The organism is Streptomyces sp. RKAG293 (genome assembly GCF_023701745.1).
GTDB lineage: Bacteria > Actinomycetota > Actinomycetes > Streptomycetales > Streptomycetaceae > Actinacidiphila.
This window is the reverse complement of the sequence record NZ_JAJOZB010000001.1, coordinates 9,037,604-9,063,724: the sequence shown is the minus strand read 5'-3', so window position 1 is coordinate 9,063,724 and position 26,121 is coordinate 9,037,604. Positions and strand designations below refer to the sequence as shown.

Sequence of the window (26,121 nt, the reverse complement as noted above, 5' to 3'; positions counted from 1 at the left end):
TAGTGCCTGGAACGAGCAGGCGATAGACCCCTCTCCCAGCGAAGTTGAGGCTCATGCCCGTGACGGTCCCCCTGGCATCCCTGCCCCCTGGCGTTGCTGAACTGGCAGCACAGCACGAACTGGGTGCGCTGGTTGCCGCCTTCAAGCCCCAGCGGTTCGGGGTGATCGTGAAGGCGTCGTTCTACCTGACGCTCGCGGTACTGCTCTTCCTCTTTGTGGTGCCGGCCGTGGTCTTCTACTACGTATCACTACGCCGCCATCCGGACTTCAATCGCCGGCAGGCGGCGAAGCGGCTGTACCTGTTCGAGCACGGCATGATCGCCGATCAGGAGACCGGTGCGGGGACGGTGGCCGTGCGGTGGGACCGGGTCCGGCTCTACGAGGAGCAGGTGCAAAAGATCATCAACGGCATACCGGGTCCGATCCTGCACACCTGTGTGGCGATGGCACCGGGAGCGAACGTGACCGTCACCAACTTCTACCAGGACGCCAACACCTGGGCCCCGGCCATGCAAAGAGCGGTCCTGCGGGCCCAAGGCACCACGGTGCAGAAGGCGTTCCTGGCCGGCGAAGTCCTCGACTTCGGCGAGTTCGACCTCTCCACCGCCGGGATCGCGCACCGGAAGCAACTGCTGCCCTGGACCCAGGTGGGGCAGGTCAAGCTCAGCGGCGGCGCTGTCGCGGTGATGAAGACCGGCGCATCGGACTTCTGGGCCCGCGCCATGGCCAAGAGCGTCCCGAATCTGCAGGTGTTCCTGGCCATGGTGGACAAGCACCGCAGCTCGTGAGCATTCATCTCGCGCCACTCAGCGGGAGAGCACCAGCACCGCCGCCGTGACTTCGGGGCGGGCCCGAGCAGGTTATGGAAGGCCTGCGGCGGGGCCGGGCCGCGCAGTTCGCTGCCCGACCCGGACCCGGGTCCGAGAGCCGCCCCGAAAACCGGCCCGAAGACGCCCTCAGCGGGCCTTGTACGTGTAGACGGCGGTGGAGGCGGCGCACTCGCCCGGCGGGATCATCTCGACCCGCAGGGTGCCGGTACGGGCGTCGTAGTCCACGCCTTCGGTCTCGAAGCCGGTACCCGCGCAGGCGGAGCGCTGCGGGAGGGGACGAATGACGGAGACGCGGCCCGTGACGGGCTTGCCGTCGAGCGCGCGGTCGAGGTCCACCTGGAACAGCGGGCGCTCCACCGGCCACAGCGACAAGGTGCTGTCGTCGGAGGCGCACACCAGGCGCCTCGCCGAGACGAAGTCGCAGCCCTGGATGTCCCGGACCGGGTGGTCCAGGGAGATCCGGCCTGCCTCGGGAAGCTCGCCGCCGCCCGCGGGGGCCCGGGTGTTGAAGACCGGGGCGGGGAAGACCAGGAGCCGGTCCTGCTGGTCCCATTCGCCCGAGACCAGCCACTGCGCGTCAGGGGAGACGGCGGCGAAGGAGTTGTTCATCCGCTCGTCGCCTTGGAGCTGATGCGTGTAGACGAGGCGCTTCCCGCCCGGGGTGGTGACGGCGAACATCTTGGCTGTCGCGCCGCCGTTGCCCTGGTAGGCGTCGAAGATGTGCTGGCGGGAGATCTCCGGGTCGCCGACGTGGGTCCAGCCCTGGTCTCTGAGGTCCTGGGGGATGGAGCCGTTGCCGCGGAACAGCAGGCTGCGGTTGCTCCAGGACGCCAGGCCCTGGCCGCCGGCCTGCGAGTTGACGTACGAGACGCCGGTCTCGGTCCACCTGTCGGGAGACGGGGAACAGGAGGCGACGGCGGTCGCCGTTCCACTGGCGGCGGCCAGGGCGAGTGCCCCGAGGAGTACGAGGAACTTCTTCATGGCTTTTCAGCCCTTCGGCTCAATTGAGATGGGGTTGGGGTGGAACCACGTGCCGAGCCAGGGGTTGCTGTCGCCCGGCACGTACGGAATCGGTCCGTTGGGGTCGATCGAGGCGCCCAGCCAGCCGCCCGCCCCGCTGCGCTTGCCGTCGCTGCCGCGCAGCCGCAGTCTGCGGATCGGATCATGGGGGGCAGGGGGTGACGCTGTGCGGGCATGGCGGATGCGCCTCTTCAATTCGGCGGAAGAACGGGCCCCGGCGCGACAGGGCAGGCCGGCAGAAAACGGGAGCCGCATGGGGCGGGTGCTGAAGTCACCGTCGGAGACGCGGGTGTTCATCACCGACAGTCGCGCGATGTCGGTTCGTCGTGGTGTGTGGCAGCACCGTCACACAAGTGCCGTCGAAGAGCGCCGCGGCCGCACCTGGAGCGTCTCGCATACGAGCGGGTCAGTACCTGTCACGAGAGCGCTCCGCTTGAGCACTCAGTGGGCCGCTGCCGATCGGTGCGTGCCATCGGTTAAGACTCGGCCGGGAGACTTCATGTGATGCACACCTTGCAGTTCGGTTGTCCAATCGGGGTGGAGCAGCCTGCGCCCCATGGGGACGCCGACTTCGGGATGCCGCCCGAGTCCCGCCGCATGTCCGGCGGTGGCCTCCGACAGCCGCTCCCTCCCCGTACGCGCAACGCCCGGCCGCCCCACACAGGGGCGGCTGCCGGCCGGCGTCTGCAGCCTCCCGTAGCCCCGTACCTTCTGAGTGAATCCGCCCTGACTGTCAGGGGCGAGCCAGATGGCCGTCCGGCGCCCGCCGGAACCCCGTTTGAACTCCCCGGTGTACCGCTTCGTGTACGTGCTTCCGACCTGGCGCTACTTCCACTGGACCTCAAGTCCCACCCGGCAGGTGTCCACGAACAAGAGGCCGCTTCCGGGCCCGGACCGCCGCCTGCGCCGACTCGGTGCGTTGGCGACGGCCCCGGCGACCGGCCCCGGCGTCCGGCCCCGTTCAGCTGCGAACGGGCGCGGCCACAGGGGTGGCCGGGACCAGCCGGTACGCGCCGTTCTCACGTCGCACGTGCCCGGCCGTCGGAGGCGCAAAGTGGCTACCGAGCAGGAGGGTTGACGTGTCAGCGAGCGAGTCGAGCAGTTCGTTCCGGGTTCTGGCGGCGAGTTCGGGTGCGATGTCGACGCAGCTGCCGACCGCCGGATGCGACAGCTGGACCGGGTGGTGGATGCTGTCACCGGTGACCAGCGCGGTCTCACCACGGCTGCTCAGCTCGACCGCTACTTGCCCCGGGGTGTGGCCGGGGGTGGGCAACAGGCGGATGCCCGGGGCGACGGCCGTGCCCCCGTCCGAGACGTCGATGAGGTCGAAGAGGCTCGCGTCCCGCACGGGGTGGACCGAGTCGCGGAACATCTGGCGGCGCGCCTCCTCCATTTCCACACCGGCCCAGTAGTCCCACTCGGTGCGAGTGGTGAGATAGCGCGCGTTCGGGAAGGTGGGTACCCAGTCGTTGCCCTCGGCGCGGGTGTTCCACCCCACGTGGTCGGCGTGGAGGTGGGTCAGGACGACGAGGTCCACACTCTCCGGCGCGAAGCCCGCCGCCCGGAGCCGCGATTCGTAGTCGGTGTCCAGGTCGTGCCAGGCGGGGTTGGCGCGCCGCTTTCCGTTTCCGATACCGGTGTCGACCAGTATCCTCATGCCGTCCATCTCGACAGCGAAGCTGTGGCTCGCGAGGCGCAGGACGCCCTGGTCGTCGGCGAAATCGGGATGCAGCCAGGGCGTCCGGGTCACGAGGTCGGCAGTCGCATCGGGCAGCAGCCACGGACCGGTCTCCGGGGGCAGGACCACCTCGTCGATGCGCTGGACGGTGTGGTCGCCCACCGTCCACGAGAGTGCCGGAGAAGTGGTCGTCGTGCTGGCGCTGGTCTGCGAAGGCGTGAACATGGATCTGGTTCCTTACCTGTTATGAGTCGTCTGGACGCGGGAAGCGTGGGTGGCGGCGCCCGCCGCAATGGATGCGGTGTCCATCGCGGCGAGACCGAGGTGAGTAGGGTGGGGCGGGGTCCGGCGTCGTCCGCGCAGGGACGCGGACAGCGCCACCACCGCGATGCCGGCCAGTACGGCAACGCAGCCGGCGTACGCCAGCGCCGCGGTACGCAGTCCGAACTCCGCGGTGAGGGCGCCGGCGCCGATGGCGGGCAGACTCATCGCCAAGTAGCTGAGTACGTAGTAGGAGGCGAGTGTGCCGCCCTTCTCCCCCGCCGGAACCGAGCCGACGACGGTACGCAGCGCACCCTGCGAGACGGCTCCGAAGCCGAACCCTGCCAGTGCTGCCCCGGCGAAGAGCAGAAACAGGCTACCGAGGAAGAGGGCGCCGAGGGACAGCCCGGCCGCCGGTATCACCGCGCAGCTTCCCAGGAGGGCCGAGACGTCGGCACGCACCTTGCGGGTGAGGTACACCGTCAGGGCGGCGACGGCCGTCAGGGTGAAGAAGACCATGCCGCCTGCGGATTCGGGTCCTTCTGGGGAGATGAGTCGTGCGAAGGCCGGGCCGAGGGACGAGTAGAAACCCCCGAGCGCCCAGATGGCGACCACACCGGCGCCGTTGAGCAGGAGAGCGTGGGCGGCCGCGGGCGGCAGCGCCAGGTGAGGCCGCATCGAGCGCAGCCCGCCAGGACGAGGACGGACGGTCTCGGACGTCCATGCCAGGGCAGCGGTCTGCGCGGCGAACAGCGCGACCAGGACCATGTACACCGTGATCGTCGGTGCGGGAGCGAAGCGCACCAGGACCGTGGCCCCCATGACGCCGACCGCCATGCCGGTCACCGGGGCGATGCTGTTGGCCAGGGCGGAACGGCCGGGCCGGGTAGGGCTTTCCAGGTCGAGGAGAGCCGCGCCGGCGGCGCTGGTTGCCGCGCCGGTGGCGAGGCCCTGCAACACCCGGGCGCCGATCAGGGTGGCCAGGCCGCCTGCCGTCGCGAACAGGGCCATGGAGGCGACCTGGACCGCGAGTGCGCCCATGAGGACGGGGCGTCGGCCTACGTGATCGGAGAGGGTGCCGGTCGTCAACAGGGCGATCAGCAGTGCCAAAGCATAGGCGCTGAAAACGACGGTGATGTCGAGGGCGGACAGGTGCCACTGCGCCTGGTAGCGGGAGTACAGCGGGGTCGGTGCGCTGGATGCGGCGAGCAGCGCGATCAGGATCGAGGCGTGCAGCACGAACGGCAGACGCGCTGAGCCTGAGGTGGATGTGCGGGGAGAGGCGAGACCCGCGGAGATGCTCTGCATGAGGGTCCTTCTCGAGCTAAAAGCAATCGGTTGGCTTTAAGCAACCGTAGGCCCTATCGTCGTCTAAAGCAAACGCTTCGCTTTTAGGCGATCGGTCGCCTTGAGCCTGTCCCCCGGCCCGACGCCCCGCACGGATCCGGAAGGACCCCGGAGGTGGCTGGAGCGATCGCCGGTCGGCTCGGACGGCCAGAAGCAACGCATTCGCATTAAGGTGAATCGTATGAGCCCCAAGCCCATGACTCGCCCCGGCGGGCGCAGCGCACGCGTACAGGAGTCCGTCCACGCAGCGGTGCGTGACCTCGTCAGCGAGGTGGGCCGCGAGGGGCTGACCGTCCCGATGGTGGCCGCCCGGGCCGGCGTGACTCCCTCCACGATCTACCGCCGCTGGGGCGACCTGCAGGAACTCCTGTCCGACGTCGCGGTCGAACGGCTGCGTCCGGAAACGGAGCCCGCCGACCTGGGGAGCCTCAGGGCCGACCTCGACGCCTGGGCGGAGCAGTTCCTCGACGAAATGGCCTCTCCCCCGGGGCGCGCATACATCCGGGACGCCTTGCTCGGGGACCCGGACGGCAGTAACGCCGGTCGGTGCTCGGCCTACGCCGCCGAGCAGATCGACGCTGTGCTGAACCGCGCGGTACTGCGCGGGGAGCAGGTACCCGATACGGAGCTGGTGATCGACCGCGTCGTGGCGCCGATCATGTACCGCATCCTCTTCCGCCCCGGCAAGCTCAACACCGAGTACGCGCGCGAACTCGTGGCGAGCGCCCTCCGTCAGTTCTGACGAGTGACTCTGGGGACGTTCGGACCGCAACGGTGGCAGGTGCCGTCCGCCGCTGTCCTCGGGACGATCATCGGCACGCATCTGCCGTGAGCGGTATCGCTGGGATGCCAGGCGGATCGGTCTGCCGTCACGCGCGTGCGGTGGGGAGGGTCTTCATGGTGACGTAGCTGGTCACGGTGGCCACGTTGGGCAGGCCGGCGAGCCGGTTGGCGTGGAAGTCCTCGTAGGCCGGAAGGTCGGCGAGGTCGACCTGGAGCAGGTAGTCGTAGTTGCCGGTGATGTGGTGGGTGAAGACCACCTCGGCGAGCTGGACGACCGCGCGTTCGAAGGCCGTCACGTCCGCCCGTGTGTGCCGCAGCAACCGGACGCCGGCGAACACCCTCAGCCCGCGGCCGAGCGCGGCGGGGTCGATCTCGGCGCGGTAGCCGCGGATCACACCGGTCGCCTCCAGTCGGTTCACCCGCCGCAGGCACGGTGACGGCGAGAGGCCCACTCGGGCGGCGAGCTCTGCGTTGCTGATCCGGCCGTTCTTCTCCAGCACAGCCAGGATCTGGCGATCCACTTCGTCCATAGGGGCAGAATAGTGCGCACCGAGGATCTGTAGGACAACATCATGCCTCGCACAGGGCGCAATTTGCTGCCAAAATTGCCCCGATTCCGGGCTGTCGCGGGCCGTCGGAGACAGGATTCCTTCTGTCACCAACCCGACCGAACGAGCTTGGTCGCTGAGGAGCTCCCGATGAAAACCCTGATCACAGGCGGCACCGTGCTCACCATGGACCCGTCCACCGGTGACCTGGCGCGCGGTGATGTGCTGATCGACGACGGCCGGATCGTCGAGGTCGCGGAGCGGATCGACGCGCCCGACGCCGAGGTGATCGACGCCACGGACCGGATCGTGATGCCCGGCTTCGTCGACACGCACCGGCACACCTGGCAGACCGCGTTCCGGGGCATCGGCGCGGACTGGACCTTCCCCCAGTGGGCGCTGGCCATGCACGGAACCCTCAAGCCGCACTACACGCCCGAGGACGTCTACGTCGGTACCCTCCTTGGCCGCCTTGAGGCGCTGCACTCCGGCGTGACCACGATGCTCGACTGGTTCCACTGCGCGAGCGGCCCCGACCACGCCGACGCGGCCGTCGCCGGCCTGCGCGCCTCCGCCGGCCGCTCGGTGTTCTGCCATGGCGCGGGCTGGGGCACCACCGAATCCGTCGAGACCGAGATCCGCCGCGTCCGCTCCGCCGTTTCCGACGACGGCCTGGTCACCATGGCCTGGGGCCTGCGTGGCGCGGACGAGACGAGTATCGAGACCGCCGCCGCCGAGCTGAAACTGGCCGATGAGCTCGGCCTGCGCACCAGCGTCCACGTCGCCTCCGACGGCATCCAGCGTCCGATCGCCGACCTGCGCGACGCCGGTCTGCTGCGGGACACCACGACGTTCGTCCACGCCAACGGAGTCTCCGACGATGAACTGCGCATGCTTGCCGACGCCGGCAGCTCCGTCTCCATCAGCCCTGATGTCGAACTGCGCATGGGGTTCGGCTGGCCGATGACCGGCCGGATGATGGCCGCCGGCCTGCGCCCGACCCTGTCCATCGACGACGTCCCCTCCGTGGGCGGCGACATGTTCGCCACGATGCGCACCGCCTTCGTCGTCCAGCGGGGCCTGGACGGCAGCCTCAACTCCCGTGACCTACTGGAGTTCGCCACCCTCGACGGAGCCCAGGCCCTCGGGCTCGACGCCCGCACGGGAAGCCTCACCCCGGGCAAGGACGCCGACGTGATCCTGCTGCGGACCGACGACCTGACCGTACTGCCGGTCACCGATCCCGCCGGAACGCTCGTCGCCTCCGGACACCCCGGCCTCGTCGACACGGTTCTCGTCGCCGGGAAGGTGGTCAAGCGGGCCGGGGCACTGGTCGGCGTCGACCTGCCCGAGCTCAGGGCGCGGCTGGTGGCCTCCCGCGACCGGGTCGCGGCGGCGGCCGGCGTGCCCCTGGACGGCACCTGGAACCCGCGGCCCAAGGCCTGAGCGCATCCGCACCAACAGGTCCGTTGGCCCGGCTCGGCCGCCGACCTCGACCAGCTCCTGGCCTCGGCGGCCGCCTCTTCCTGGCACTACGCGAACGCGGCTACCGCGGCAGCCGACAGGTATGCACGGGGCTTCCATCGGCGGCCGTAGGCGCTGAGGGCGTGGCGGACGGGATCGAGTGCGGTTGGTTCCCGGTCGACTCCACACCGGCCTCTGTTCGCCGCTGACCCCAGCCGCCGGCAGCTGACCGTTGGCCCCTGACGGACGAAGGCTCCCGGCCGGTGTGGTTCACCGGCCGGGAGCCTTCGTCGTTGCGTCGCCTGGTGTCAGGCGCAGTTGGACGGAGCGGGACGGCCCGCGAAGCGGTCCGCGATCCAGCCCAGGTACTCCGGCTCCGCGACGTTGGGAATCGTCTGGTGCGTCGCGCCCTGGTACTTCGTGTACTCGACCGGCTTGTTGAAGCTGCAGGCCCGCTTGACGTACTCGTCGGTCGAGTTCGGGTTGATGACGGTGTCCGCCGTCCCCTGCATCACCAGGATCGGCGCCACCGAGGCGACCAGGCCCGCGGTGTTCTCGCTGAAGCGCCGGTGCCAGACCTCCGGCACCACCGTCAGCGGCTGGAACAGGGTGTCGAGCTGGCCGACGTTGCCCACGTTGTTCTGGATCACGTCGGCGAAGTGCTCGATACACGCCACACCATCACCGCTCAGCGCCTGCAGACCGGCCGGCTTCAGCACGTCGGTGGCCTTCAGCTCGGGGTAGGCCGCAAGGAAGCCCCGGTAGACGTTGGTGCGCAGCGCCGCGTTGTGGGAGGCGGAGGTGGCGTCGGTCGGGCCGGGGAGCACCAGGCCGCGGAAGTCCGGGCCCAGGTTGGCAGCGGGCGCCAGCGCCGCGATGCCGACCATTTGGGTCTCGGGGGTGTACGCGCGGTAGTTCTGGGCGATGAACGCTGCCGCGCCGCCGCCCTGCGACCAGCCCAGGACGGCCGCCTTACGGTTCGCGTGGGTGGCGGTGATCTGGCGGGCCGCCCGGACCGAGTCCAGGACGTTGTTCGTCTCGGTGACGGCGACGGTGTACTGGTGCACGCCCGGGGTGCCCAGGCCCTGGTAGTCGGTGCCGACCACAACGTCGCCGGAGTCCAGGAACGGTGTCAGCGCCGGCACGCCGACGTCGATGCCCCAGGGGCTGTCGTAGGTGTAGTAGCCCACCAGGTCGGTGGCCGGATTCGGCACCGCGGACGGCGCGCACTGCCGCGGCCCGCCCACCGTCCCGTGAGCCCAGGCCACCACGTTGCGGCCGGTGCGCGGCGCGGGGGCGTCGGGCCAGGCCACGATGCCCGAGACGGCCACGGGCTTGCCGGTCTGGAGAGTGGAGCGGTACAGGATCCGACAGGCGCTCGCACCCTTGGGGGCGTCGACGCGGCGGGCCCAGATCAGATCGCCGTGGTTGCCCTTGGGCAGCGGCGACGGCGGATCGTAGAACTTCTCGCCCTCCGGGCCGATGGGTACGCCCGGGGCACACAGGCCCTTGGCTGCCTTCCCGCCCTTGCCGCCATCCAGGTGCATGCCAGCGGTGGTAGCTGTGGCAGCGGTGCCACAGCCCAGCGCGATCGCCGCGGCCACACAGGCCGCGGTGATCACTGAAAGCCGTTGTCTCATGCTCAAGTCCCTTCACTCGGTGCCGGAGCAGAGACTAGGCAGCGGAATCCGTAATGTCACCAACTGTTACTATTTATACCTTTTGTGTCGCACCAGCCCTGACTACTGACCCGGCACCCCGGCACCCCGCGGCCGCCTTCGAACATGCTCCCCAGCCGAGGACGCTCCCACTTCCAGGGCCCGCCCCGTGGGGGATCATGGAGTCCTGAGCCCCCGCGGAATGGGGTCAGGACCCGTCACGGGCGAGCCAGTCGGCTATCGCCGCGGTGATGGGCTGACCCGTCGCCAGCTCGACGAAGCCGAACTGGCCCGACTGGTTGCACTCCAGGAACCACCAGGTGCCGTCACCGTCCTCCGCGAAGTCGAAGGCACCATAGGCAAGTCCGGCGCGGTCCATGTAGTCCCGGACCGCCCGGGTGATCCGCGCGGGCGGTTCGACCGGATACCACTGCGCATCCTCGGGGCTGCCGAAGCGGCCGTCCACCTGGTCCGGGCCCGCCTTCTTGGCGGCGGCGAACTGTCGGGCCCCCACACAGGTCAGCCTGATGTCGGCGGTCTTGCGAACGTACTCCTGGAGCAGGGTGGGCCCCGCCGAGACCGACGAGAAGTCGGGGTCCGGCGGGACCACCGTCGTCGGCAGCACCATGGGAGGCTTCCCCGGGTGGGTGCCGGAGACGGACTTGACCACCAGCTCCGGGTGCTGCTCGGCGAACTCCCGGGCCGCCTGCGGAAATGTCGTGATGAGTGTGGCGGGCACGGCGAAGCCCGCGCGGTGCGCGGTGAAGAGCTGCCAGGGCTTGTAGCGGGCCTGCTCGGCGGCGGCCGGATGGTTCATCCACGGTGCGGACACACAGCGCAGTGCCCCGTACAGGGCCCGCTCCGCCTCGGCGGTCAGCCACTCCGACTGCTCGGAGCGCCGCGCGGCTCCCGCGCCCGGGGCACCAGGGCGCCGTACCCACACCGAGCGCAGGCTGCTCATGCTCACCAAACGCTCCTGTACGGACAGGAAGCCGTGCACGTCGCCGCGCACGTACTCGGCGGACATGGAAACGTCGCCGGGCAGTCCAGCCGGGTCCAATCGCACCACCGGCACCGCCCGCTCGTGCAGGGCGGCCACCACCAGGTCCGCTGTCACGTCCTCCGGGACGGTCAGGATCAGGACGGTCATGAACGTCTCAGGCTCAGTCGTCGAAGTGGGTCTTGGAACCGGCGGTGGAGGTGGTGGAGCCGGTGGCCAGCAGCATCACGGGGTCACTGATGACGGGTCGTCCGTCGGGCAGGACGTTGAGTTGCCGCGCGCCGTCGTAGGTGTAGAGGGCGGTGAATGTGTCCGGGGTGGCCGGCCGGGCATGAAACAGCGCGAACGCTCGCATGGCTTCTCCTCTGTCATTCCGGCCCGGGTGATGTCCGGCCCATGTGCCCAACTACGTCTCTACGTATGAGACTTGCTCAGCCATCCGATGCGTTCCCCGTTGTCATGTGACGAAGGTAACTATCTGTGCCCGAAGTGCATCGACTTGACACCCTCCGTTACCTTGTGGCTCTTGTGGGTGGTGAGTTGCCTCATCCACGACGACAACGGGCAACTCTCCCTCAAGGCGGCCGGCCTGACGGACGAGTTCTACGCCATCGTCACCAGCGTGCTGGTCGGCGCGGACGGCGCGTGGTCGCGAGTCCGTCCGCTGCTCTCCGACGCCACACCCGAGTACGAACGAGCGAGGCAGGCGATAGTCCTAGCCGTCTCCGCACCGGGCGGCGACCGGCCGGTGCGGCGACCGGCCCGTGCGGAAACGGCGATGGCCTGAAGCGGATCGCGGCGGAGGGCGCCGGAGTTGCCCTGGTGGGCGGGGCGTGACCGACCCGGTTTCGTCCGACGACGCTTCACCACCCGCTGGTGACCGGCCGTTCGGTGTGGGACGCCGGGCGGGCCGCGGCTCAGACGACCAGGACCCGGCGCCCGCGGGTGTGGCCTGCGCGGCTGTCCGTGTGCGCCACTGCTGCCTCGGTGAGCGGGTACGACTTCTCGACCGGGATGTGGAGCCTGCCCCGGGAGATGAGATCGACGGCCTCGGCGAGCGCGTCCGGCACGCTCCCGGCCACGCCGGAGAACCGGACGCCCAGTTGCGGCGCATCGAGGTCGGCGATGGAGACGACCTTGCGCGGGTCCCCGGTCAGCTCGACGAGTTCGCGGATCACGCCGGAGCCGGCCAGGTCGAGGGCGGCGTCGACCCGGCCCAGGTGCCGCACCCGTTCGACCCAGCCCTTGTTGTAGGTCGTGGCGAGGGCGCCCAGGCCGCGCAGGTAGTCCTGGTTCGCGGCCCCGGCCGTGCCGATCACCGTGATGCCGCGCGCGCGGGCGATCTGCAGCACCGCCGACCCGACGCCGCCGGACGCGCCGCTGACCAGCAGCGTCTGCCCTGGCAGCACGCTGACCTCGCGGATGATGCGCAGCGCGGTCTCCACCACCGACGGATACCCGGCCGCCTCCTCGAAGGCCAGTCCCTCGGGCATCCGGGCCCAGGCCGACAGCACGGCGAATTCGGCGTACGTGTCGGCGCCTTCGCCGAACACGCGGTCGCCGACTTCGACCCCCTCGACGCCCTCGCCGATTTCATCCACCACCCCGGCGGCGTCCAATCCGACCCCGGCGGGCAGCTCGACCGGATGGGCTCCCAGGACCTGGCCCTCCCGAATCCTCCAGTCGACGGGGTTGACCCCCGCCGCCCGTACGGCGATGCGTATCCGGCCGGGGCTCGCGTGGGGCTCCTCGGCTTCCACCAGTTGCAGGACCTCGGGACCGCCGAACTCGGCGAAGCTGATTTTCCTCATGCGGCCGAAGATAGACCTAACCGTTAGGATTTTACAACTGTTAGGAATTCATACCTGATAGTGTCAGGCCATGACCGAGCCATCCGGACGCCGCGAACGCAAGAAGGCCGCGACCCGTCAGAAGATCGCTGACACCGCGCTGCGCCTCTTCCTGGAGCGCGGATACGACGCCGTGGGCATCCGTGACGTGGCGGCCGAGGCCGACGTCGCCGTCACCACCGTCTTCGCCCACTTCGTCTCAAAGGAGGCCCTGGTGTTCGAGCGCGACCAGGCCTTCGAGCAGCGCCTCACGCGGGCGGTGACCGAACGGCCTCCGCACGAGCCGCTCATCCCGGCGCTGCACCGCGAGGTCCAGGCCCTGGTGCGGCACTGCACGGCGGAGGGCAGTGCCCCCGTCCGACGCATGATCGAGGAATCACCCGCCCTGCGGGAATACGAGGAGTCGATGAGCCTGCGTCACGCGCAGGCACTGGCAACGGCGCTGGCCGCCGACCCCCACCTGTCCCGCAGTGCGACGGCCTGCCGCGCGACCGCGCGGTTCGCCATCGACGCCTACGCGCTGGCCTGCCGGGCGGACGATCCCGGGGCCACGGTGGACGAGGTCTTCCGGATGATCACGGCGGCCTGGGAAGCCACCGCGCCCTGATCCGGGGACGCCGGCGCGCTGCGGCGCGCGCCGGGGCCGGGGCACGACACGTGCGGGTTGCTTGGGCGGCTTGTACCGGACCCGTTCGCCCGACCATGTGACTACCGCCGGTCTGGGTCGTCGGGCTCGGGCATCGGGCATCGGGCGGACTGCACCCAGTTCGAGCGAGTGGTCTCTCTTCCCTTAGCGCCTCGACCCGGCCCCGGCCCAGGAGGTCTTCGGGGCACCGGTGATCGAAAGACACCGGGGTGGTCGGCATACTCGGCGCCATGACCCACGAAACGTCCCGCGAAGCTCTGACCGTACCCGCCGCCCCCGGCACCGCCGCATGTGCCGCCGCTCTCGAGGTCGCCAGCGCCTACTGCACGCCCGCCCTGCTGAACCACTCGATCCGGTCCTACGTGTGGGCCTCCGCGTACGCCGCGGACCAGGGCATCGAGTACGACGCCGAGCTGCTGTACGTGGCCGCGCTGCTCCACGACATCGGGCTGGTCCCGCAGTTCGACAGCCATACCGTCGCCTTCGACGAAGCCGGCGGGCACGTGGCCTGGGTATTCGGCGCCGGGGCCGGATGGCCGGTGGAGCGCCGGCAGCGGCTGTCCGATGTCATCGTGCGGCACATGTGGGACTCGGTGGACGTACGGGAGGACCCGGAGGGCCATCTGCTGGAGCGGGCCACCGGTGTGGACATCTCGGGGCGGAACGCGGACGACTTCACCGCCGGGTTCCGGGCGGAGGTGCTGGCCCGCTACCCGCGCGAGGGCCTCGCGGACGAGTTCCTGGCCTGCTTCCGTGACCAGGCCGCCCGCAAGCCCGACAGCTCCCCCGCGGCGGCCATACGGAGCGGTCTCGCCGAACGTGTCCTGGCGAAAACGCACCCTTTGGAGAGCTGAACGGACCTGACGTCTTCCTCCATCCCTCCGGATCAAGCCGGGCCGGGCCGACCGGGCGGTCAGTCGGTCAGCGAAGCACGCACGCCATCGGTGACCAACGTCCTTGATTCATCGCCCGTGTGGGAGACCGGCGATGAACAGAGCCCCCGACGGGTTGGGCGCCGCGTGCAGGGTTCCGCCGTGCCGGGTGGCGATCTCGCGGGCGATGGCCAGGCCCAGCCCGGTGCCGCCGGTGCCGCGGGCGCGGGCGCCGTCCAGGCGGGTGAAGCGTTCGAAGATCCGCTCGCGGTCGGCGGGCGGGATGCCGGGACCGTCGTCCCGTATCTCCACCCGGGCCAGACCGTCGGCGCCGGAGGTGACGGCGATGTCCGTGACCGTGCGGGCGTGCCGCGCGGCGTTGTCGAGGAGGTTGCGCAGCAGCCGCTCCAGTTGCACGGCGCTGCCGTGGACGACGACCGGGTCGTCGGCGTGGAAGGTGAAGTGCAGCGTCCGGTGGACGCGGAGGTGGCGGAACTCCTCGACCAAATCGTGGGCGAGCGCGGCGAGGTCGACAGGGGTGCCGGCCGGCACAGCGGTGTCGTCCAGCCGGGCGAGCAGGAGCAGGTCGTCGGTGAGGTGCTGGAGCCTGTCGATGTCGGTGAGCGCGTCCCGTACGGTCTCGGGCCAGTCCACCTTCTCGGGGTGGGCGAGGGAGGATTCGAGGGACGCGCGGAGGTTGGCGATGGGACTGCGCAGCTCGTGGGAGGCGTCGGTGATGAAGCGCTGCTGACGGGCGACGCCGGCGAAGACGCGGTCGAGCATGACGTTGATGGTGCGGGCCAGCCAGGGAATCAGCGTGCCGATCTCGGGGACCGTGATCCGCTGGTCGAGGGCGCGGCTGGCGGTGATCTCCTGCAGTTCGCGGTTGAGGTTCTCGACCGGGTGTAGTGCGCTGCGGGTGGCGAACCGCACGATGGCGCCGACGAGGAGTCCGCCGCCGATGGCCAGGAGCCAGTTGACGAGCGCGCCCCGGGGGTTCCACCCCCAGCGGTAGGACTGGCCGATCAGGACGAAGAACCAGGCGGCCACGGCCATCAGGGCCGCGGTCGCGGAGCCGGTGACCAGCAGCCGACGGGGACGGCCCCGGTCCGCGCCCGGTGTGCTCCCTTCCTGTGGCCGCGCGGATACCCAGGTGGTGGCGGCGACGAGCAGTCCGGAGGCCGCGGCGGCTCCGCCCAGGGCCAGCCATGACACGTGGGGGCGCGGCCGGTCGGTGCCGGACAGGACGACGGCGGGCAGCCAGCGCGCGTCGGCGAAGGTCACCAGGAGCGCGGTCGCGGCGGCGGCCGTCACCGCGCCCCGGCCGCGCGAGCTCCCGCCCAGCTGCCAGGTGGCGGCGGCCACGAACACGGCGGCCAGCAGTGCTCCCGGCGTCGCCACCTCTTCGATGAGCGCGAGAGCGCGGGCCTGACTTTCGAAACGGACGTCGCTGCCGGCCGGCAGCGGCATCGCGGAGCTCATCAGCAGAAGAGCCGCAAGGCCCGCGCAGAGCACGGCGACGGTGCTGAGGCCCGCCACCACGGCGAGGCGGTCCCGGCCCGCGCGGGTGTCAGCCACCGTCGGCCGCCAGCCGGTAGCCGCCGCCGCGCACCGTCTCGATCGCCGCGCGCTGGAAGGGCGCGTCGATCTTGCGCCGCAGGGCACTGACGTAGACCTCGACGATGTTGATGTCCCCGTCGTACGACACGTCCCAGACGTCGTCCACGATGTCGATCTTCGGGACGACCTCGCCCGGCCGCCGGGCGAGGCATTCCAGTACCGCGAACTCCTTGGCGGTGAGGGCGATCCGATGGGCGCCGCGTCCGCAGTTCCGCGCGGCGGGATCGAGCCACAGGTCGCCCAGGCGCAGCTGGGTGCGCACCCGTTGGCCGCCGCGGCGCAGCAGGGCGCGGAGCCGGGCTTCCAGGACGACGTAGGAGAAGGGCTTGGCCAGGTAGTCGTCGGCGCCGGTGTCCAGCGCCTCCGCCTCGTCGTACTCACCGTTCTTGGCGGTGAGCATGAGGATGGGGGTGTTGACGCCGTCGGTGCGCAGACGGGCGCAGACCCGGTAGCCGTTGAGGCCGGGCAGCATGATGTCGAGGATGATCGCGCTGTACGCGTGCTCCCCCGCCATCCACAGGCCGATCCGGCCGTCGTGGGCGACGTCGACGGCGTACCCGGCGGCCTCCAGGCCGCGCTTGAGGGAGGCGGCCAGCCGCTCCTCGTCTTCGATCACCAGCACTCGCATGATGGCCAGTATCCCCGGACCGCGACGATCTCCCTGAAACGATCTTCAGGAAGCTTCAGCCTCTTCTCAGCAGGTCAAAGGCAGTGTCAGCGCGTGACCCTCGCGACCGGCTCCCTGCCCGACACCTCGACCGCCCCCGCACGCCCCACCGCCCGCCCCGCCGCTCTCCCTGCCCGCGGCCGCCTCCGGCGCCGCGTCCGCTCGGTCTCGCCCGCCGCCACCCTGGGGCTCGCGTCCTTCGCGCTCTACGCCCTCTACGCGCTGCGCCATCACGCCCGCTTCGACACCGGCGCCTACGACTTGGGCATCTTCGGCCAGGGCGTCCGTGCCTACGCCGACCTGCGCCTGCCTGCCTCGGAGATCCGCGCGGCGACCGCCGCGCCGGGACTGCAGGACGTCGCCTTCCCGCTGCTCGGGGACCATTTCCATCCGGTCCTCGCCACCCTCGCCCCGCTCTACAGGCTGTTCCCGCACGTCGAGACGCTGCTGATCGCCCAGGCCGCGCTGGCGGCGTGGTCGGTCTACGTCGTGACGCGCAGCGGCGGCCCCTGGATCGGCGCCGCGTACGCGCTCAGCTGGGGCATCCAGAACCTCATCGGCTTCGACTTCCACGAAGTGACCTTCGCCCTGCCCCTGCTGGCCCTCGCGCTCGCCGCCTACCTCGACCGCCGCTGGACCGCCTGCGCGGCCTGGGCATCGGCGCTGCTACTGGTCAAGGAGGACATGGGGGCCACGGTCCTCGTCCTCGGACTGCTTCTGCTGCGCCGGGGACCAGGCCCCGCCCGCCGGGCGGGGCTGGCGCTGTGCGTGCTGGGGCCGACAGCGGCAGCGCTGATCGTGCTGGTCGTCATCCCGCATTTCAACCCCGGCGGCGCCTACGTCTACCTCGGCTCGCAGAACCCGGCCGGCACCCTGGCCGCCAACGGCACGAAGGCACTGACCCTCCTCATGACGCTGCTGCCCACCCTCTTCCTCGCCGCCCGCAGCCCACTGCTGTCCCTGGCCCTGCCGACGCTCGCCTGGCGCTTCCTGTCGGACAACCCCTCGTACTGGGGCATCCACTTCCACTACTCGGCGGTCCTCATGCCCATCGTGTTCTTCGCCCTGATCGACGCGGTCTCCCGGGGCAAGGCGCCGACACGGCTCCGCGGCCGCATCCCGCTCGCCGTGGCGCTCACCGCCGCCGCGATCGGCTCCTTCTTCCCGCTGGCCCGGATCGTCACCCCCGGCTTCTGGACCGACACCCCACGCATCACGGCCGCCCGACAGGCCGTCAGCCTGATACCCAACGGCGCCCGGGTCGCCGCCGGCCACAACCTCGCCCCCCACCTCACCGACCGCGCCACCGTCTTCCTCTTCGCCCCGGACATCACCGACGTCCGCCGCCAGCCGGTCGACTGGATCGTCTCCGACACCGAGCGCCCGGGCATCGGCACCCGGCCCGGCCCGTCCGAGGTCAGCGGATTCCGCCAGGTCTTCGCGGCGGACGGCTACGTAGTACTGCGCCGGAAGTGATGCAACAGCGCCCGGGTCACCGCCGCCGACCCACCTGGCTGCGGCAGCGCGTACGCCTCGGGGCTGATACGGCGGCAATGCGGTTACGCCGCAGTGCGGATGGTGTTCATGCCGTGGCTGGACGCGGGCAGTGGAGGCCTGCGAAAGCATCAAGTGCACGCACCGAACGACACTGCTGATCAAGGAGGTTGCCGCATGGCCACCACTGTTCCCTTCGCCGACAAGGCCCAGATCGAAGGAGAGCATCTGCCCCACGGCGCATCGGAGCGGACGGTCCCGGGCGTCCCGGCCTGGGCGCGACGTGCCGCGGCCGCGGCCGTCTGGCTGTCTCTGCCATCGGCTTTGTGGCGCCTCGCCGTCGTACTGGGTGTTCCGCTGGGACTCGGGCAGCCCGAGTACGACGCGATGCTCCTGCCTGGCTGGGGCCTGCTAGTGCTGCCTCTGCTGTCGCTGGCCCAAGAGGGCTTGGCCTGGCTGACCCTCGGGTTGGTGCGGCCGTGGGGAGAAGTGTGGCCGCGTTGGCTGCCGTATCTCGGAGGCCGTCCGGTTCCGATACGTGCTGCCGTTGTCCCGGCGGCGTTCGGCGCACTCGCCTGCAGCATCTACGGAGTCTTGCTTGTCTGGACGACCCTGCACGCCCAGATGGACATCACCCCGTGGGGCAACTGGCTCCTGACCGCCTGCTACCTGCCCCTGGCCGCCTGGGGGCCGCTGCTGGGTGTGGTGGCCGTGCACTACTACCGGCGCCGCACACATGGGTGAGGGGCCGGGCCCCGCCGTGGGCCTATGGGGAAATGAGCGAGAATCGGGCAGCCGTTCGTCGAGGACGGCGATTCACGCTCGATCGCCGCGGTGCACCCGGCCTCCCCGCGCTAGTCCGCCCCTGACGGATCGGCAGCAGATCCCGTCAACGTAACCGCGATCCCGACTGCGCCCAGGCGATGGCTGACGCCTTATCCCGCCTTGTGGGGTTCCTGGGCGTTGCGCCAGATGGTGAGATCGAAGGTGATGTACTCGCTCGGATCGTTCTCGCCCGACCTACCGCGGTAGGTCGCCACCGCGATGTGGCCGGCGTTGCTCAGTACGCACAGCTGCGATCCGTCGCTGAGTTGGTCGAGGCTGATGGTCTCGGCATAGCGGGTCTCCGAGCGGCAGACGTTCAGTGAACCCTTCTGCGCGTTGTTCAGCAGTACCAGTTTGCCGTTGCCCGATCCGATCTCGTCCTTCTCCACCACGTTGGTGCTTTTTGGTTGGAAGTACAGGTCACCTTTTCTGCCGAACGCCGCCCCTTCGGTAGGACGCGGCGGGTTGTCGACCAACATGACGAAGTAGTTCTCTGTCATGTTGACGCCCTTGTAGGTGACCGGCTTCGGGTCGGGCCGCGGGCCGCTGGAAGCGCTGCTGGAGCGGGTGTCCTTGGCTTCGTCCTTGTTGGAGTTGCCCGGCAGTTGGGAGAAGAGGACGGCCAGGCCCACGACCGCGGCGGCCACCGCCCCGGCGACGACCAGTCCGCGGCGCTTGGGCTTCGGCGGCGGATAGTGCGCCGCAGGCGGCTGCACCCAGGGTCGCTGGCCACCGCCGACGGGCCGCAGGGTGGGCTGGACATAAGGTTCTGCCTGCGGTGCTGCGCTCGGCCGGTTGGGCGCGGTCTGGGTGGGCGGGTAGGCGGGGCCGAAGCCCGGCTGCGGCTGGTGCGGGGAGTATTCGGTGGGCGTCGCAGGAGCGGGCGGCGGAGTGCGGGCGGGTTCGGGGATCTGCCGGCGCTCGGTGAGGGAGCCTGCCAGCGACTGCGGCAGCCAGTCCTCACCCTGTCGCAACGGGTCGGGCGAGAGTGCCTGGCACAGCTCGATGACCTCGGCCGGGGTGGGCCGCCCGGCCGGATCGCGGCTGAGGCACCGGGTCACCAACGGCCGGAGTGCGGCGGGCAGCCGGCTGAGGTCGGGCTCCTCGTGCACGATCCGGTAGAGCACCGCGTGTGAGGGACCGTCACCGAACGCGGGCGCCCCGATCGCGGCGAAGGCCACGATCTGGCCGAGCGCGAAGATGTCGGTGGCGTGGGTGACGATACCGGCCGACGCCTGCTCGGGCGCCATGAAGGACGGAGTGCCCACGGTGACGCCGGTGCCGGTGAGGGCGGTGCTGTCGGCGGCGCGGGCGATGCCGAAGTCGATGACGCGCGGACCGTCCGCGGCCAGCAGCACATTGGCGGGCTTCAGGTCGCGGTGCACGATGCCGGCGGCGTGGATGGCATGCAGAGCCTCGGCGACCCCGACCGTCAGCAGCAGAACCGTGCGCAACGGCAGAGCGCCGTGCTGCGCCACGGCGTGCGCGAGCGAGGGCCCGGGGACGTAGGCGGTGGCGAGCCAGGGCTGCGCGGCGTCGGTGTCGCAGTCGATGACCGGCGCCGTGTAGAGGCCCTGTACCCGCTGGGCGGAGAGCACTTCCTGCTGGAAGCGGCGCCGGAACTCGGGATCCTCGCTGAACTCCGATCGGATCACCTTCAGGGCGATGGGCCGCCCGCCGGGCGTGTACGTCAGGTACACCTTGCCCATGCCGCCCGCCCCGAGCACCGCCACCAAACGGTATCCCCCGACCACAGCCGGGTCGTCGGCCTTCAGCGGCTGGAAGGGACTTGCCGAAGGTGTACCGCTCATCCCGAACCATCCCTATTGACGCCAGTCCTGACCCGGCCCGAACCCGAAGCCTCAGGAATCTTATCGAAGTCCTTCGTCCCCCCTCCTCCCGGCGGCAACAGACATGTCACGGTGCTGCTACTGCACCGCCGGTTGACGCCGGTGGTCGGGGGAACCGGCGAAACGGACGGCGGATGATGGTCAAGCTGCCGGGCCGACCGGCCCTCCGGGCCCAGCCGCCCGCGCCCGGCATCGAAGTCGTTGAGGGCGGCTTCGATACCGGTGCGGTTCATCCGGATTCCTGGGTGTGTTCGGCGGTCCGGGGAGGACCGGTCGGACGTTCAGGCACTGGGGGTGGCGAAGGTGTCGTCGAGCCAGTCGTAGATGCGGGCGAGGGACAGGCGCATGGCGCCGGGGTGGCAGTGTGCGCCGGCGCCTTCCTCGGCGGTGAAGACCATGAGGGTTTTGGGGCAGGTCAGGTGATCGTAGAGCTGCTCGGGCTGGCCCTTGAAGAACTCGTCCTCGGCGGCGTCGCAGACCAGGGTGGGGCACTGGATCTGCTCGGCGATGCCGTGGTCGAGGGTGTAGTCGAGATAGGAGGCGCTGAAGGCCCGGGGCGTGTCGACGCCCATGACGTACATGCCGTGGTTGATCGCCCACCGGGCGGTGGCATCCTGGACCATGATCTGCTCGAAGACGGCGTCGAGTTCAGGGGCGCAGTCCGCGCGCAGGAGTTGTTCGGCGGCGCCGCGGTCGCCGGGGATGTTGCGGACGGATATCTGGCCGAGGTCGTAGACGCCGTCGACGGCGATCACCGCGGCCAGCCGGTGTTCGAACGCCGCCGCCCTGGGGGCGAGCACGCCGCCCATGCTGGAACCCAGCAGCGCGATACGGCTGTTGTCGACCTCGGGGAGGGACTCGGCGAAGTCGACGACGGGAGTGATGACGTTCTCCCAGTCGGGACGGAACACCATGCCCTGATGGTGGCGGGGTCCGGGCTGTCCGGGGCCGTCGAAGGTCAGGACGGTGTAGCCGCGCTCCACGGCCGCCAGCGCGCCGCTGAAGTGGAGTTCCTCGGCGGTGCCGTCGAAGCCGGAGTGCATGATCAGGGTCGGGCGGGGTGCGCCGGAGGTGTCGGCCCGGTAGAGGTAGCCCGGCAGCGTCGTGCCCTCGTACGGGATACGCACCGGCTCGATGCGCGGGGTGTACAGGGCGGCGGCCGCCTGGAAGCAGGACACGCTGCGGTCGTAGGCGTGGTCGTGGCGCGGGTCGCACGGGTGACCGTGCAGGAAGAACTCCGCCGAGCGGTAGTAGTTCGACGCCCGCAGGAACCCGTCCCGGGCACTGACCCGGTGACCGGCATCCAGCGCCTTCCGCGCCTCGTCGGCCACCCGGTCGGCCGTCGCGAGCCACTCGGTGTGCCAGCTGTCGTAGTCACCCTCGACGATGCGCTCACCCGTGGAGACGACCTCCCCGAAATCCGCGCCACCATAGGCGATATGGCTCATCGAACGCAGGGTCTCGTACCAGAACTGCGGGTTGTTCGGGAACAGCAGCTGCTTCATCACACTCTCCTTAAGCACAGATCTGTGCGTACGCCAGAACTGTAGACCCAGCGAGCCCCGCGAAGCAAATGTTTGTGCTTACGATGTGGGGGTGACACCGAAACAGTCGACTCCCCGCATCCGTAAGAGCTCTGAACAGGTCCGCTCGGCCGTCCATCAGGCGGTCGTCGACCTGCTGTCCGACCCCGGGGGCGCGGACCTGACCATTCCCGCGATCGCGCAGCGCGCCGGGGTGAACCACACCAGCATCTACCGGCGCTGGGGCAGCCGTGAGGCGCTCCTGGCCGATGTGGTCGTCGACCGGCTCGAACGCGAATGGCCGCTGGCGGACACCGGCACCCTGCGCGGCGACCTCGTCGCCTGGGCGGAGGCGGGGGTTGCGAGCATCCGCAAGCCCGAAGGCCGGCTCCTCGTGCGGGCCGTCGCCCTGTCGATGCCGGGCAGCGCCCCGGCGCAGGGCGAGCGCGCGCAACACTTCGAACGCCGGATCCGGTCCATCGAAAGCATCCGTGAGCGGGCCGCGGCCCGTGGCGAGATCCCCCCGCCCCTCGAACAGATCCTCGACCAGCTCATCGCGCCGCTCTACCTACGAGCGATCTTCGGCATCGACCCACCGGCCACCGGCTATCCGGAACTCCTCGTGGACCGGCTGCTGAGCACCACTGATGGGCCGGCAACGGCCTGAGCGAGGGGCCCCTCTCGGCGCGTCGCAGGGCCCTTCTACGATGCTCCCGTGCCGTCCGATCAGCGGGGGGCCGTCGGGAGGGTGGGGGAAGACTCGACATGGAGAATCCGGCGGTTTCACCGTGGCCGGTGCCGGTTCGCAGAGCGAATCGGAAGGGGCTGATCGTCTCGTGTGCCGTGCTGGCGGTCGGGCTGCTGCTGGTGCTGGGCGACATCATCGCGTTCCGAATGAACATCGAGTTGTACTCCCACGCGAGCGACTCGATGCAGCCGACCATTCAGCACGACAGCAAAGTCGTCGCTGAAAGGATCGAGGGCAGCCAGGTGCGACGCGGTGACGCGGTCGTGGTCGACATTCCGCAGTGGGAATTTCGCGGATCCGTCATCGAGCGGGTGATCGGTGTCGGCGGGGACCGGGTCACCTGCACTGGGGACGGCAAGGTGACGGTGAACGGCAAGCCACTCGATGAGCCCTACGTCCTGAACGGGGTGAGCAACGGGGTGCATCGCGACTACGACGTGACCGTCCCGCCCGGGCGGCTCTTCCTGCTCGGCGACAATCGCATCGACTCCCTCGACTCCCGCTTCCACCTCAGCATGGAGCAGGGAACGGTACCCGCCTCCGCCGTGTCCGCACGGGCGACGACCGGTACCGGTGCGCTGGTGCCCTACGCGGTGCCCTTCGGTGCCGGGCTGATCATCGCGCTGGCCGGGTTGATCGGCGCCGTGATCGCCTGGGCCAAGGGGCGGCGTCGGATCGTCCCCGTGCCGAGCGGTACCGCTGCCCCGCACAACTGGCCGTAACCGGCGACGAACAAGCGACACCGCCGCACAGAGGGGCGCCACACGGAGCGCTACGCCTGGCGCGCCGCCCCGCTCATCGCGGCCTGCCCTGCAGCCCGGTGTCTCGGACACGTCAGATGGTTGACCCTCCAGGCGGGTCAGGTAGTTGACCCTCCAGGCGTGCGAAGTGTCCTGCGGACGGCGTCGCGGAGCCAGTGGTGGGCTCCGTCGGCGGCCTGGCGGGGATGCCAGGCCATGCCGATGGTCACCGGCGGCATAGGCAGGGGGATCTCGAGGAGGTGCAGGCCGAGGGCGGTGGCGTCGGCGGTGAGGGGTGAGGGGGTCGCGCCGGGGAGTGCCGCGGGGACCAGGCAGACGACGTCGGTGCGGGCGGCAAGGGCCATCGCGGCCAGATGACTGGGGAGGACGACAGCGACCCTCCGACGAAGGTCGCGCTCGGCCAGAGCCGTGTCGAGCGGACCGGTGAACCGGCCGCGGCGACTGACCGCGACATGGTCGGCGGCAGCGAGCCGGGCCGGGGTCAGGGGTCCCTCGGCCAGGGGGTGACCGGGCCGGACGGCCGCCACCATCCGCAGGGTGAGCAGCTTTTCGACCTGGGTTTCGGGATCGACGTGGTCGATGGAGCCGATCTCCAGGTCGACCCGGCCGTCGCGGAGGGCCGGCTCTGCCTCCAACTCCTCGGCCCGGAAACGCAAGGAGATCCCCGGCGCCTCTCGACCGGTCAGTCGCAGCAGGCCGGAGGCCAGTACCGCACCGACCAGGTCGGCGGCCTGGAGAGTGAACGTCCTGCGCAGGGTGGCGGGGTCGACGACGCTGCCGGAAGTGAGCAGTGCTTCCAGACTGCGCACCACCGCAGCCGCCTCGTCGCGCAGGGCCTCGGCGCGCGGCGTGGGGACCATGGTCTGCCCCGCCCGGACCAGGAGGGGGTCCTGGAGGACGCGGCGCAGTCGGGCGAGTGTGCGGCTCATGGCTGCCGGGGAGGTGTGCAGGCGGGCGGCGGCGCGCGTGACGCTCTGCTCGGTCAGCAGGGCGTCGAGCGCGACGGCGAGGTTGGCGTCGATGACCGGATCAGAGCTGTTCACCAGTGTTATTCCATTTCAGGCAATGATTGCGTGCCGAAGTTCCCATTGTGGCACTGCCGTGGTTCTCAGCAGGATGAAGGGCATACCGAACCGGCACGACCTACGAGGTTTTCATGATCGTCATCACTGCTCCCACGGGGAACATCGGCCGCCACCTGCTGCCCCTGCTCCTGGCGTCCGCCCCCACCCACGGCGAGGAACTGCGGGTGATCGTGCGCGACCCCGCCCGACTCCCTGACGCGGTGCGCGAACGCGTCGAGGTCATCGTCGGCTCGCACGGCGACGCCGAGGTCGTCGACCGGGCCTTCGAGGGCGCGGACGCCGTCTTCTGGCTCGTCCCCCCGGACTCCTCGCTGCCCCCGATGGACGCCTACTGCGGCTTCACCGACCCCGCAGCGGAGGCGCTCGCCGCCCACGGCGTCGGGCACGTCGTCGGCGTCTCCGCGCTCGGCCGCGGCACTCCGGTCGCCGACCGCGCCGGACTCGTCACCGTCTCCCTCGCCGTGGACGACCTCATCGCGAAAACCGGCGTCTCCTACCGGGCCCTGGCCAACCCCTCGTTCTTCGAGAACTTTCTGGAGGAGGCCGACTCGATCCGCGAGAAGGGCGTCTTCACCGACGTCGTGGACGCCGACCGCAAGGCCCCCCTCGTCGCCGTCGCCGACATCGCCGCCGTCGCCGCCCGCCTGCTGCTGGACCGCTCCTGGACCGGGATTGACGACGTCCCGGTTCTCGGGCCCCAGGACCTGTCCCCCAACGACCTGGCCCGCATCATGACCGAGCAGCTGGGCCGTCCCGTCCGCTACGAGCGCCAGCCGTTCGAGGACCTGCGCACCGCTCTCGTCGGCTACGGCCTCGACGAAACGTTCGTCCAGGGCATCGTCGATATGAAGCAGGCCAAGGACAACGGCCTCGACGCAGGCGTCACCCGTACCGCGGACACCGCCTCTCCCACCACCTTCGAGCAGTGGTGTGCCCAGACCCTCAAGCCCGCCGTCCTGTCCTGACCCACACCGTCACCCTCACCTGCATCCGCATCCGCACCCGCACCCCGCCGGCGCTTCACCGGAGCAGTGGTGCCCACTCCACTAAGACCCCAGCCACTTGGGAAGGACCGTCATGCCCACCGAGGAAGCCGTAACACCGGTGACCGCTTTTCTACTCGTCAAGACCACACCTGAATGGCTTGGGCTGACCGTCCAGCAACGGGTGGACGCCTTCACCACCCAGGTCGTGCCCGCGATCGAGGCCAAGACCACCGGCGTCCGGTCACGCTTCTACGACACCGAGTTCTACTCCGCACGCGTCACCGACGTCTGGGTCTGGGAGGCAGACGATCACCACGCCTACCAGCTCCTCATCGACGCACTGCGAGAGACTCCCTTCTGGGACCGCTACTTCGAGGTCGTCGACCTGCTCGTCGGCACCGAGAACGGCTACGCCCGCACCTACGGCCTCGACGCCGTAGCCACCATCGCCACCTGATACACCGTCCGCTCCGCGTGACCGGGCCGGTGTCCGTCATGGAAGCACACAGACACCGAGCCTTCCCTCCCATGGGCCGTCTCTCAAGAGGCGGCCCATGGGCGCGTCTCCGCGCGGGCGGATACGCGCCAACGCATGCTCAGGATGT

26 protein-coding genes are annotated in these 26,121 nt (G+C 70.1%); 12 read left to right on the top strand and 14 right to left on the bottom strand.

Annotated elements, in window-relative coordinates; all coding sequences use genetic code 11:
• The first annotated feature begins 59 nt into the window (after window positions 1-59).
• Entirely contained in the window at window positions 60-788 is a 729-nt protein-coding gene (locus tag LNW72_RS39920) for a DUF6585 family protein (protein ID WP_250979920.1), read from the top strand.
• 168 nt (window positions 789-956) lie between these two features.
• Here the strand turns inward: LNW72_RS39920 and LNW72_RS39915 are convergent, their stop codons facing one another.
• The 4 genes from LNW72_RS39915 to LNW72_RS39900 form a co-directional block, all read right to left on the bottom strand.
• Complete coding sequence (locus tag LNW72_RS39915; RefSeq protein WP_250979919.1) at window positions 957-1,811, bottom strand: hypothetical protein; 855 nt, start codon at window positions 1,809-1,811, stop codon at window positions 957-959.
• Between the two features lie 6 nt (window positions 1,812-1,817).
• The gene (locus LNW72_RS41905; protein WP_308402126.1) at window positions 1,818-2,147 is read right to left on the bottom strand and encodes a hypothetical protein; all 330 of its coding nucleotides are present in this window, start codon (window positions 2,145-2,147) and stop codon (window positions 1,818-1,820) included.
• A 664-nt stretch (window positions 2,148-2,811) separates the two neighbouring features.
• A complete protein-coding gene (locus tag LNW72_RS39905) occupies window positions 2,812-3,753 on the bottom strand; it encodes an MBL fold metallo-hydrolase (RefSeq protein WP_250979918.1) in 942 nt (313 codons plus the stop codon).
• Between the two features lie 12 nt (window positions 3,754-3,765).
• Complete coding sequence (locus LNW72_RS39900) at window positions 3,766-5,097, bottom strand: MFS transporter (RefSeq protein ID WP_250979917.1); 1,332 nt, start codon at window positions 5,095-5,097, stop codon at window positions 3,766-3,768.
• Between the two features lie 220 nt (window positions 5,098-5,317).
• Between LNW72_RS39900 and LNW72_RS39895 the strand changes: the two genes are divergently transcribed.
• Window positions 5,318-5,878, top strand: a complete 561-nt coding sequence (locus LNW72_RS39895) for a TetR/AcrR family transcriptional regulator (protein ID WP_250979916.1) — start codon at window positions 5,318-5,320, stop codon at window positions 5,876-5,878.
• Between the two features lie 127 nt (window positions 5,879-6,005).
• On the opposite strand, the gene LNW72_RS39890 is transcribed toward LNW72_RS39895, so the two are convergent.
• Window positions 6,006-6,449: an Lrp/AsnC family transcriptional regulator gene (locus tag LNW72_RS39890; protein ID WP_250979915.1), complete on the bottom strand. Its 444-nt coding sequence runs from the start codon at window positions 6,447-6,449 to the stop codon at window positions 6,006-6,008.
• A gap of 168 nt (window positions 6,450-6,617) precedes the next feature.
• On the opposite strand from LNW72_RS39890, the gene LNW72_RS39885 reads away from it, so the two are divergent.
• A complete protein-coding gene (locus tag LNW72_RS39885; RefSeq protein ID WP_250979914.1) occupies window positions 6,618-7,913 on the top strand; it encodes an amidohydrolase family protein in 1,296 nt (431 codons plus the stop codon).
• Between the two features lie 326 nt (window positions 7,914-8,239).
• Here LNW72_RS39885 and LNW72_RS39880 read toward each other — a convergent pair whose 3' ends face one another.
• The 3 genes from LNW72_RS39880 to tgmA form a co-directional block, all read right to left on the bottom strand.
• Complete coding sequence (locus LNW72_RS39880) at window positions 8,240-9,571, bottom strand: lipase family protein (protein ID WP_250979913.1); 1,332 nt, start codon at window positions 9,569-9,571, stop codon at window positions 8,240-8,242.
• A 226-nt stretch (window positions 9,572-9,797) separates the two neighbouring features.
• On the bottom strand, window positions 9,798-10,739 hold the full coding sequence (gene tgmB, locus LNW72_RS39875; protein ID WP_250979912.1) for an ATP-grasp ribosomal peptide maturase: 942 nt from the start codon (window positions 10,737-10,739) through the stop codon (window positions 9,798-9,800).
• Between the two features lie 13 nt (window positions 10,740-10,752).
• Window positions 10,753-10,944: a putative ATP-grasp-modified RiPP gene (gene tgmA, locus LNW72_RS39870; RefSeq protein WP_250979911.1), complete on the bottom strand. Its 192-nt coding sequence runs from the start codon at window positions 10,942-10,944 to the stop codon at window positions 10,753-10,755.
• A gap of 171 nt (window positions 10,945-11,115) precedes the next feature.
• Between tgmA and LNW72_RS39865 the strand changes: the two genes are divergently transcribed.
• A complete protein-coding gene (locus tag LNW72_RS39865; RefSeq protein WP_250980499.1) occupies window positions 11,116-11,376 on the top strand; it encodes a hypothetical protein in 261 nt (86 codons plus the stop codon).
• Window positions 11,377-11,506: 130 nt separating this feature from the next.
• On the opposite strand, the gene LNW72_RS39860 is transcribed toward LNW72_RS39865, so the two are convergent.
• Window positions 11,507-12,400, bottom strand: coding sequence for an NADP-dependent oxidoreductase (locus tag LNW72_RS39860; protein ID WP_250979910.1), 894 nt, complete (start codon window positions 12,398-12,400; stop codon window positions 11,507-11,509).
• Window positions 12,401-12,470: 70 nt separating this feature from the next.
• On the opposite strand from LNW72_RS39860, the gene LNW72_RS39855 reads away from it, so the two are divergent.
• Together LNW72_RS39855 and LNW72_RS39850 are read left to right on the top strand one after the other, a co-directional pair.
• Window positions 12,471-13,046, top strand: a complete 576-nt coding sequence (locus tag LNW72_RS39855; RefSeq protein WP_250979909.1) for a TetR/AcrR family transcriptional regulator — start codon at window positions 12,471-12,473, stop codon at window positions 13,044-13,046.
• A 269-nt stretch (window positions 13,047-13,315) separates the two neighbouring features.
• Window positions 13,316-13,939, top strand: coding sequence for an HD domain-containing protein (locus LNW72_RS39850; RefSeq protein ID WP_250979908.1), 624 nt, complete (start codon window positions 13,316-13,318; stop codon window positions 13,937-13,939).
• Between the two features lie 108 nt (window positions 13,940-14,047).
• Here the strand turns inward: LNW72_RS39850 and LNW72_RS39845 are convergent, their stop codons facing one another.
• On the bottom strand, window positions 14,048-15,535 hold the full coding sequence (locus tag LNW72_RS39845) for a HAMP domain-containing sensor histidine kinase (RefSeq protein WP_250979907.1): 1,488 nt from the start codon (window positions 15,533-15,535) through the stop codon (window positions 14,048-14,050).
• Window positions 15,528-16,205, bottom strand: coding sequence for a response regulator transcription factor (locus LNW72_RS39840; RefSeq protein ID WP_250979906.1), 678 nt, complete (start codon window positions 16,203-16,205; stop codon window positions 15,528-15,530). Before LNW72_RS39840 ends, LNW72_RS39845 begins: the two co-directional genes overlap by 8 nt.
• A 93-nt stretch (window positions 16,206-16,298) precedes the next feature.
• Here LNW72_RS39840 and LNW72_RS39835 point away from each other — a divergent pair, with 93 nt between their 5' ends.
• Window positions 16,299-17,720, top strand: a complete 1,422-nt coding sequence (locus LNW72_RS39835) for a DUF2079 domain-containing protein (protein ID WP_250979905.1) — start codon at window positions 16,299-16,301, stop codon at window positions 17,718-17,720.
• A 195-nt stretch (window positions 17,721-17,915) separates the two neighbouring features.
• On the top strand, window positions 17,916-18,482 hold the full coding sequence (locus tag LNW72_RS39830) for a hypothetical protein (protein WP_250979904.1): 567 nt from the start codon (window positions 17,916-17,918) through the stop codon (window positions 18,480-18,482).
• A gap of 191 nt (window positions 18,483-18,673) precedes the next feature.
• On the opposite strand, the gene LNW72_RS39825 is transcribed toward LNW72_RS39830, so the two are convergent.
• Both LNW72_RS39825 and LNW72_RS39820 read right to left on the bottom strand, forming a co-directional pair.
• On the bottom strand, window positions 18,674-20,374 hold the full coding sequence (locus LNW72_RS39825) for a serine/threonine-protein kinase (protein ID WP_250979903.1): 1,701 nt from the start codon (window positions 20,372-20,374) through the stop codon (window positions 18,674-18,676).
• Between the two features lie 320 nt (window positions 20,375-20,694).
• Entirely contained in the window at window positions 20,695-21,918 is a 1,224-nt protein-coding gene (locus LNW72_RS39820) for an alpha/beta fold hydrolase (protein ID WP_250979902.1), read from the bottom strand.
• Between the two features lie 91 nt (window positions 21,919-22,009).
• On the opposite strand from LNW72_RS39820, the gene LNW72_RS39815 reads away from it, so the two are divergent.
• Window positions 22,010-22,603, top strand: coding sequence for a TetR/AcrR family transcriptional regulator (locus tag LNW72_RS39815; RefSeq protein WP_250979901.1), 594 nt, complete (start codon window positions 22,010-22,012; stop codon window positions 22,601-22,603).
• 128 nt (window positions 22,604-22,731) lie between these two features.
• The gene (gene lepB / locus LNW72_RS39810; RefSeq protein WP_250979900.1) at window positions 22,732-23,406 is read left to right on the top strand and encodes a signal peptidase I; all 675 of its coding nucleotides are present in this window, start codon (window positions 22,732-22,734) and stop codon (window positions 23,404-23,406) included.
• A 137-nt stretch (window positions 23,407-23,543) separates the two neighbouring features.
• Here lepB and LNW72_RS39805 read toward each other — a convergent pair whose 3' ends face one another.
• On the bottom strand, window positions 23,544-24,497 hold the full coding sequence (locus LNW72_RS39805) for a LysR family transcriptional regulator (protein ID WP_374117445.1): 954 nt from the start codon (window positions 24,495-24,497) through the stop codon (window positions 23,544-23,546).
• 104 nt (window positions 24,498-24,601) lie between these two features.
• Between LNW72_RS39805 and LNW72_RS39800 the strand changes: the two genes are divergently transcribed.
• Together LNW72_RS39800 and LNW72_RS39795 are read left to right on the top strand one after the other, a co-directional pair.
• Window positions 24,602-25,495, top strand: coding sequence for an NAD(P)H-binding protein (locus LNW72_RS39800; RefSeq protein ID WP_250979898.1), 894 nt, complete (start codon window positions 24,602-24,604; stop codon window positions 25,493-25,495).
• Between the two features lie 112 nt (window positions 25,496-25,607).
• Window positions 25,608-25,973 (top strand): darcynin family protein, encoded by a 366-nt coding sequence (locus LNW72_RS39795; RefSeq protein WP_250979897.1) that lies wholly within the window; start codon window positions 25,608-25,610, stop codon window positions 25,971-25,973.
• The last annotated feature ends 148 nt before the right edge of the window (window positions 25,974-26,121 follow it).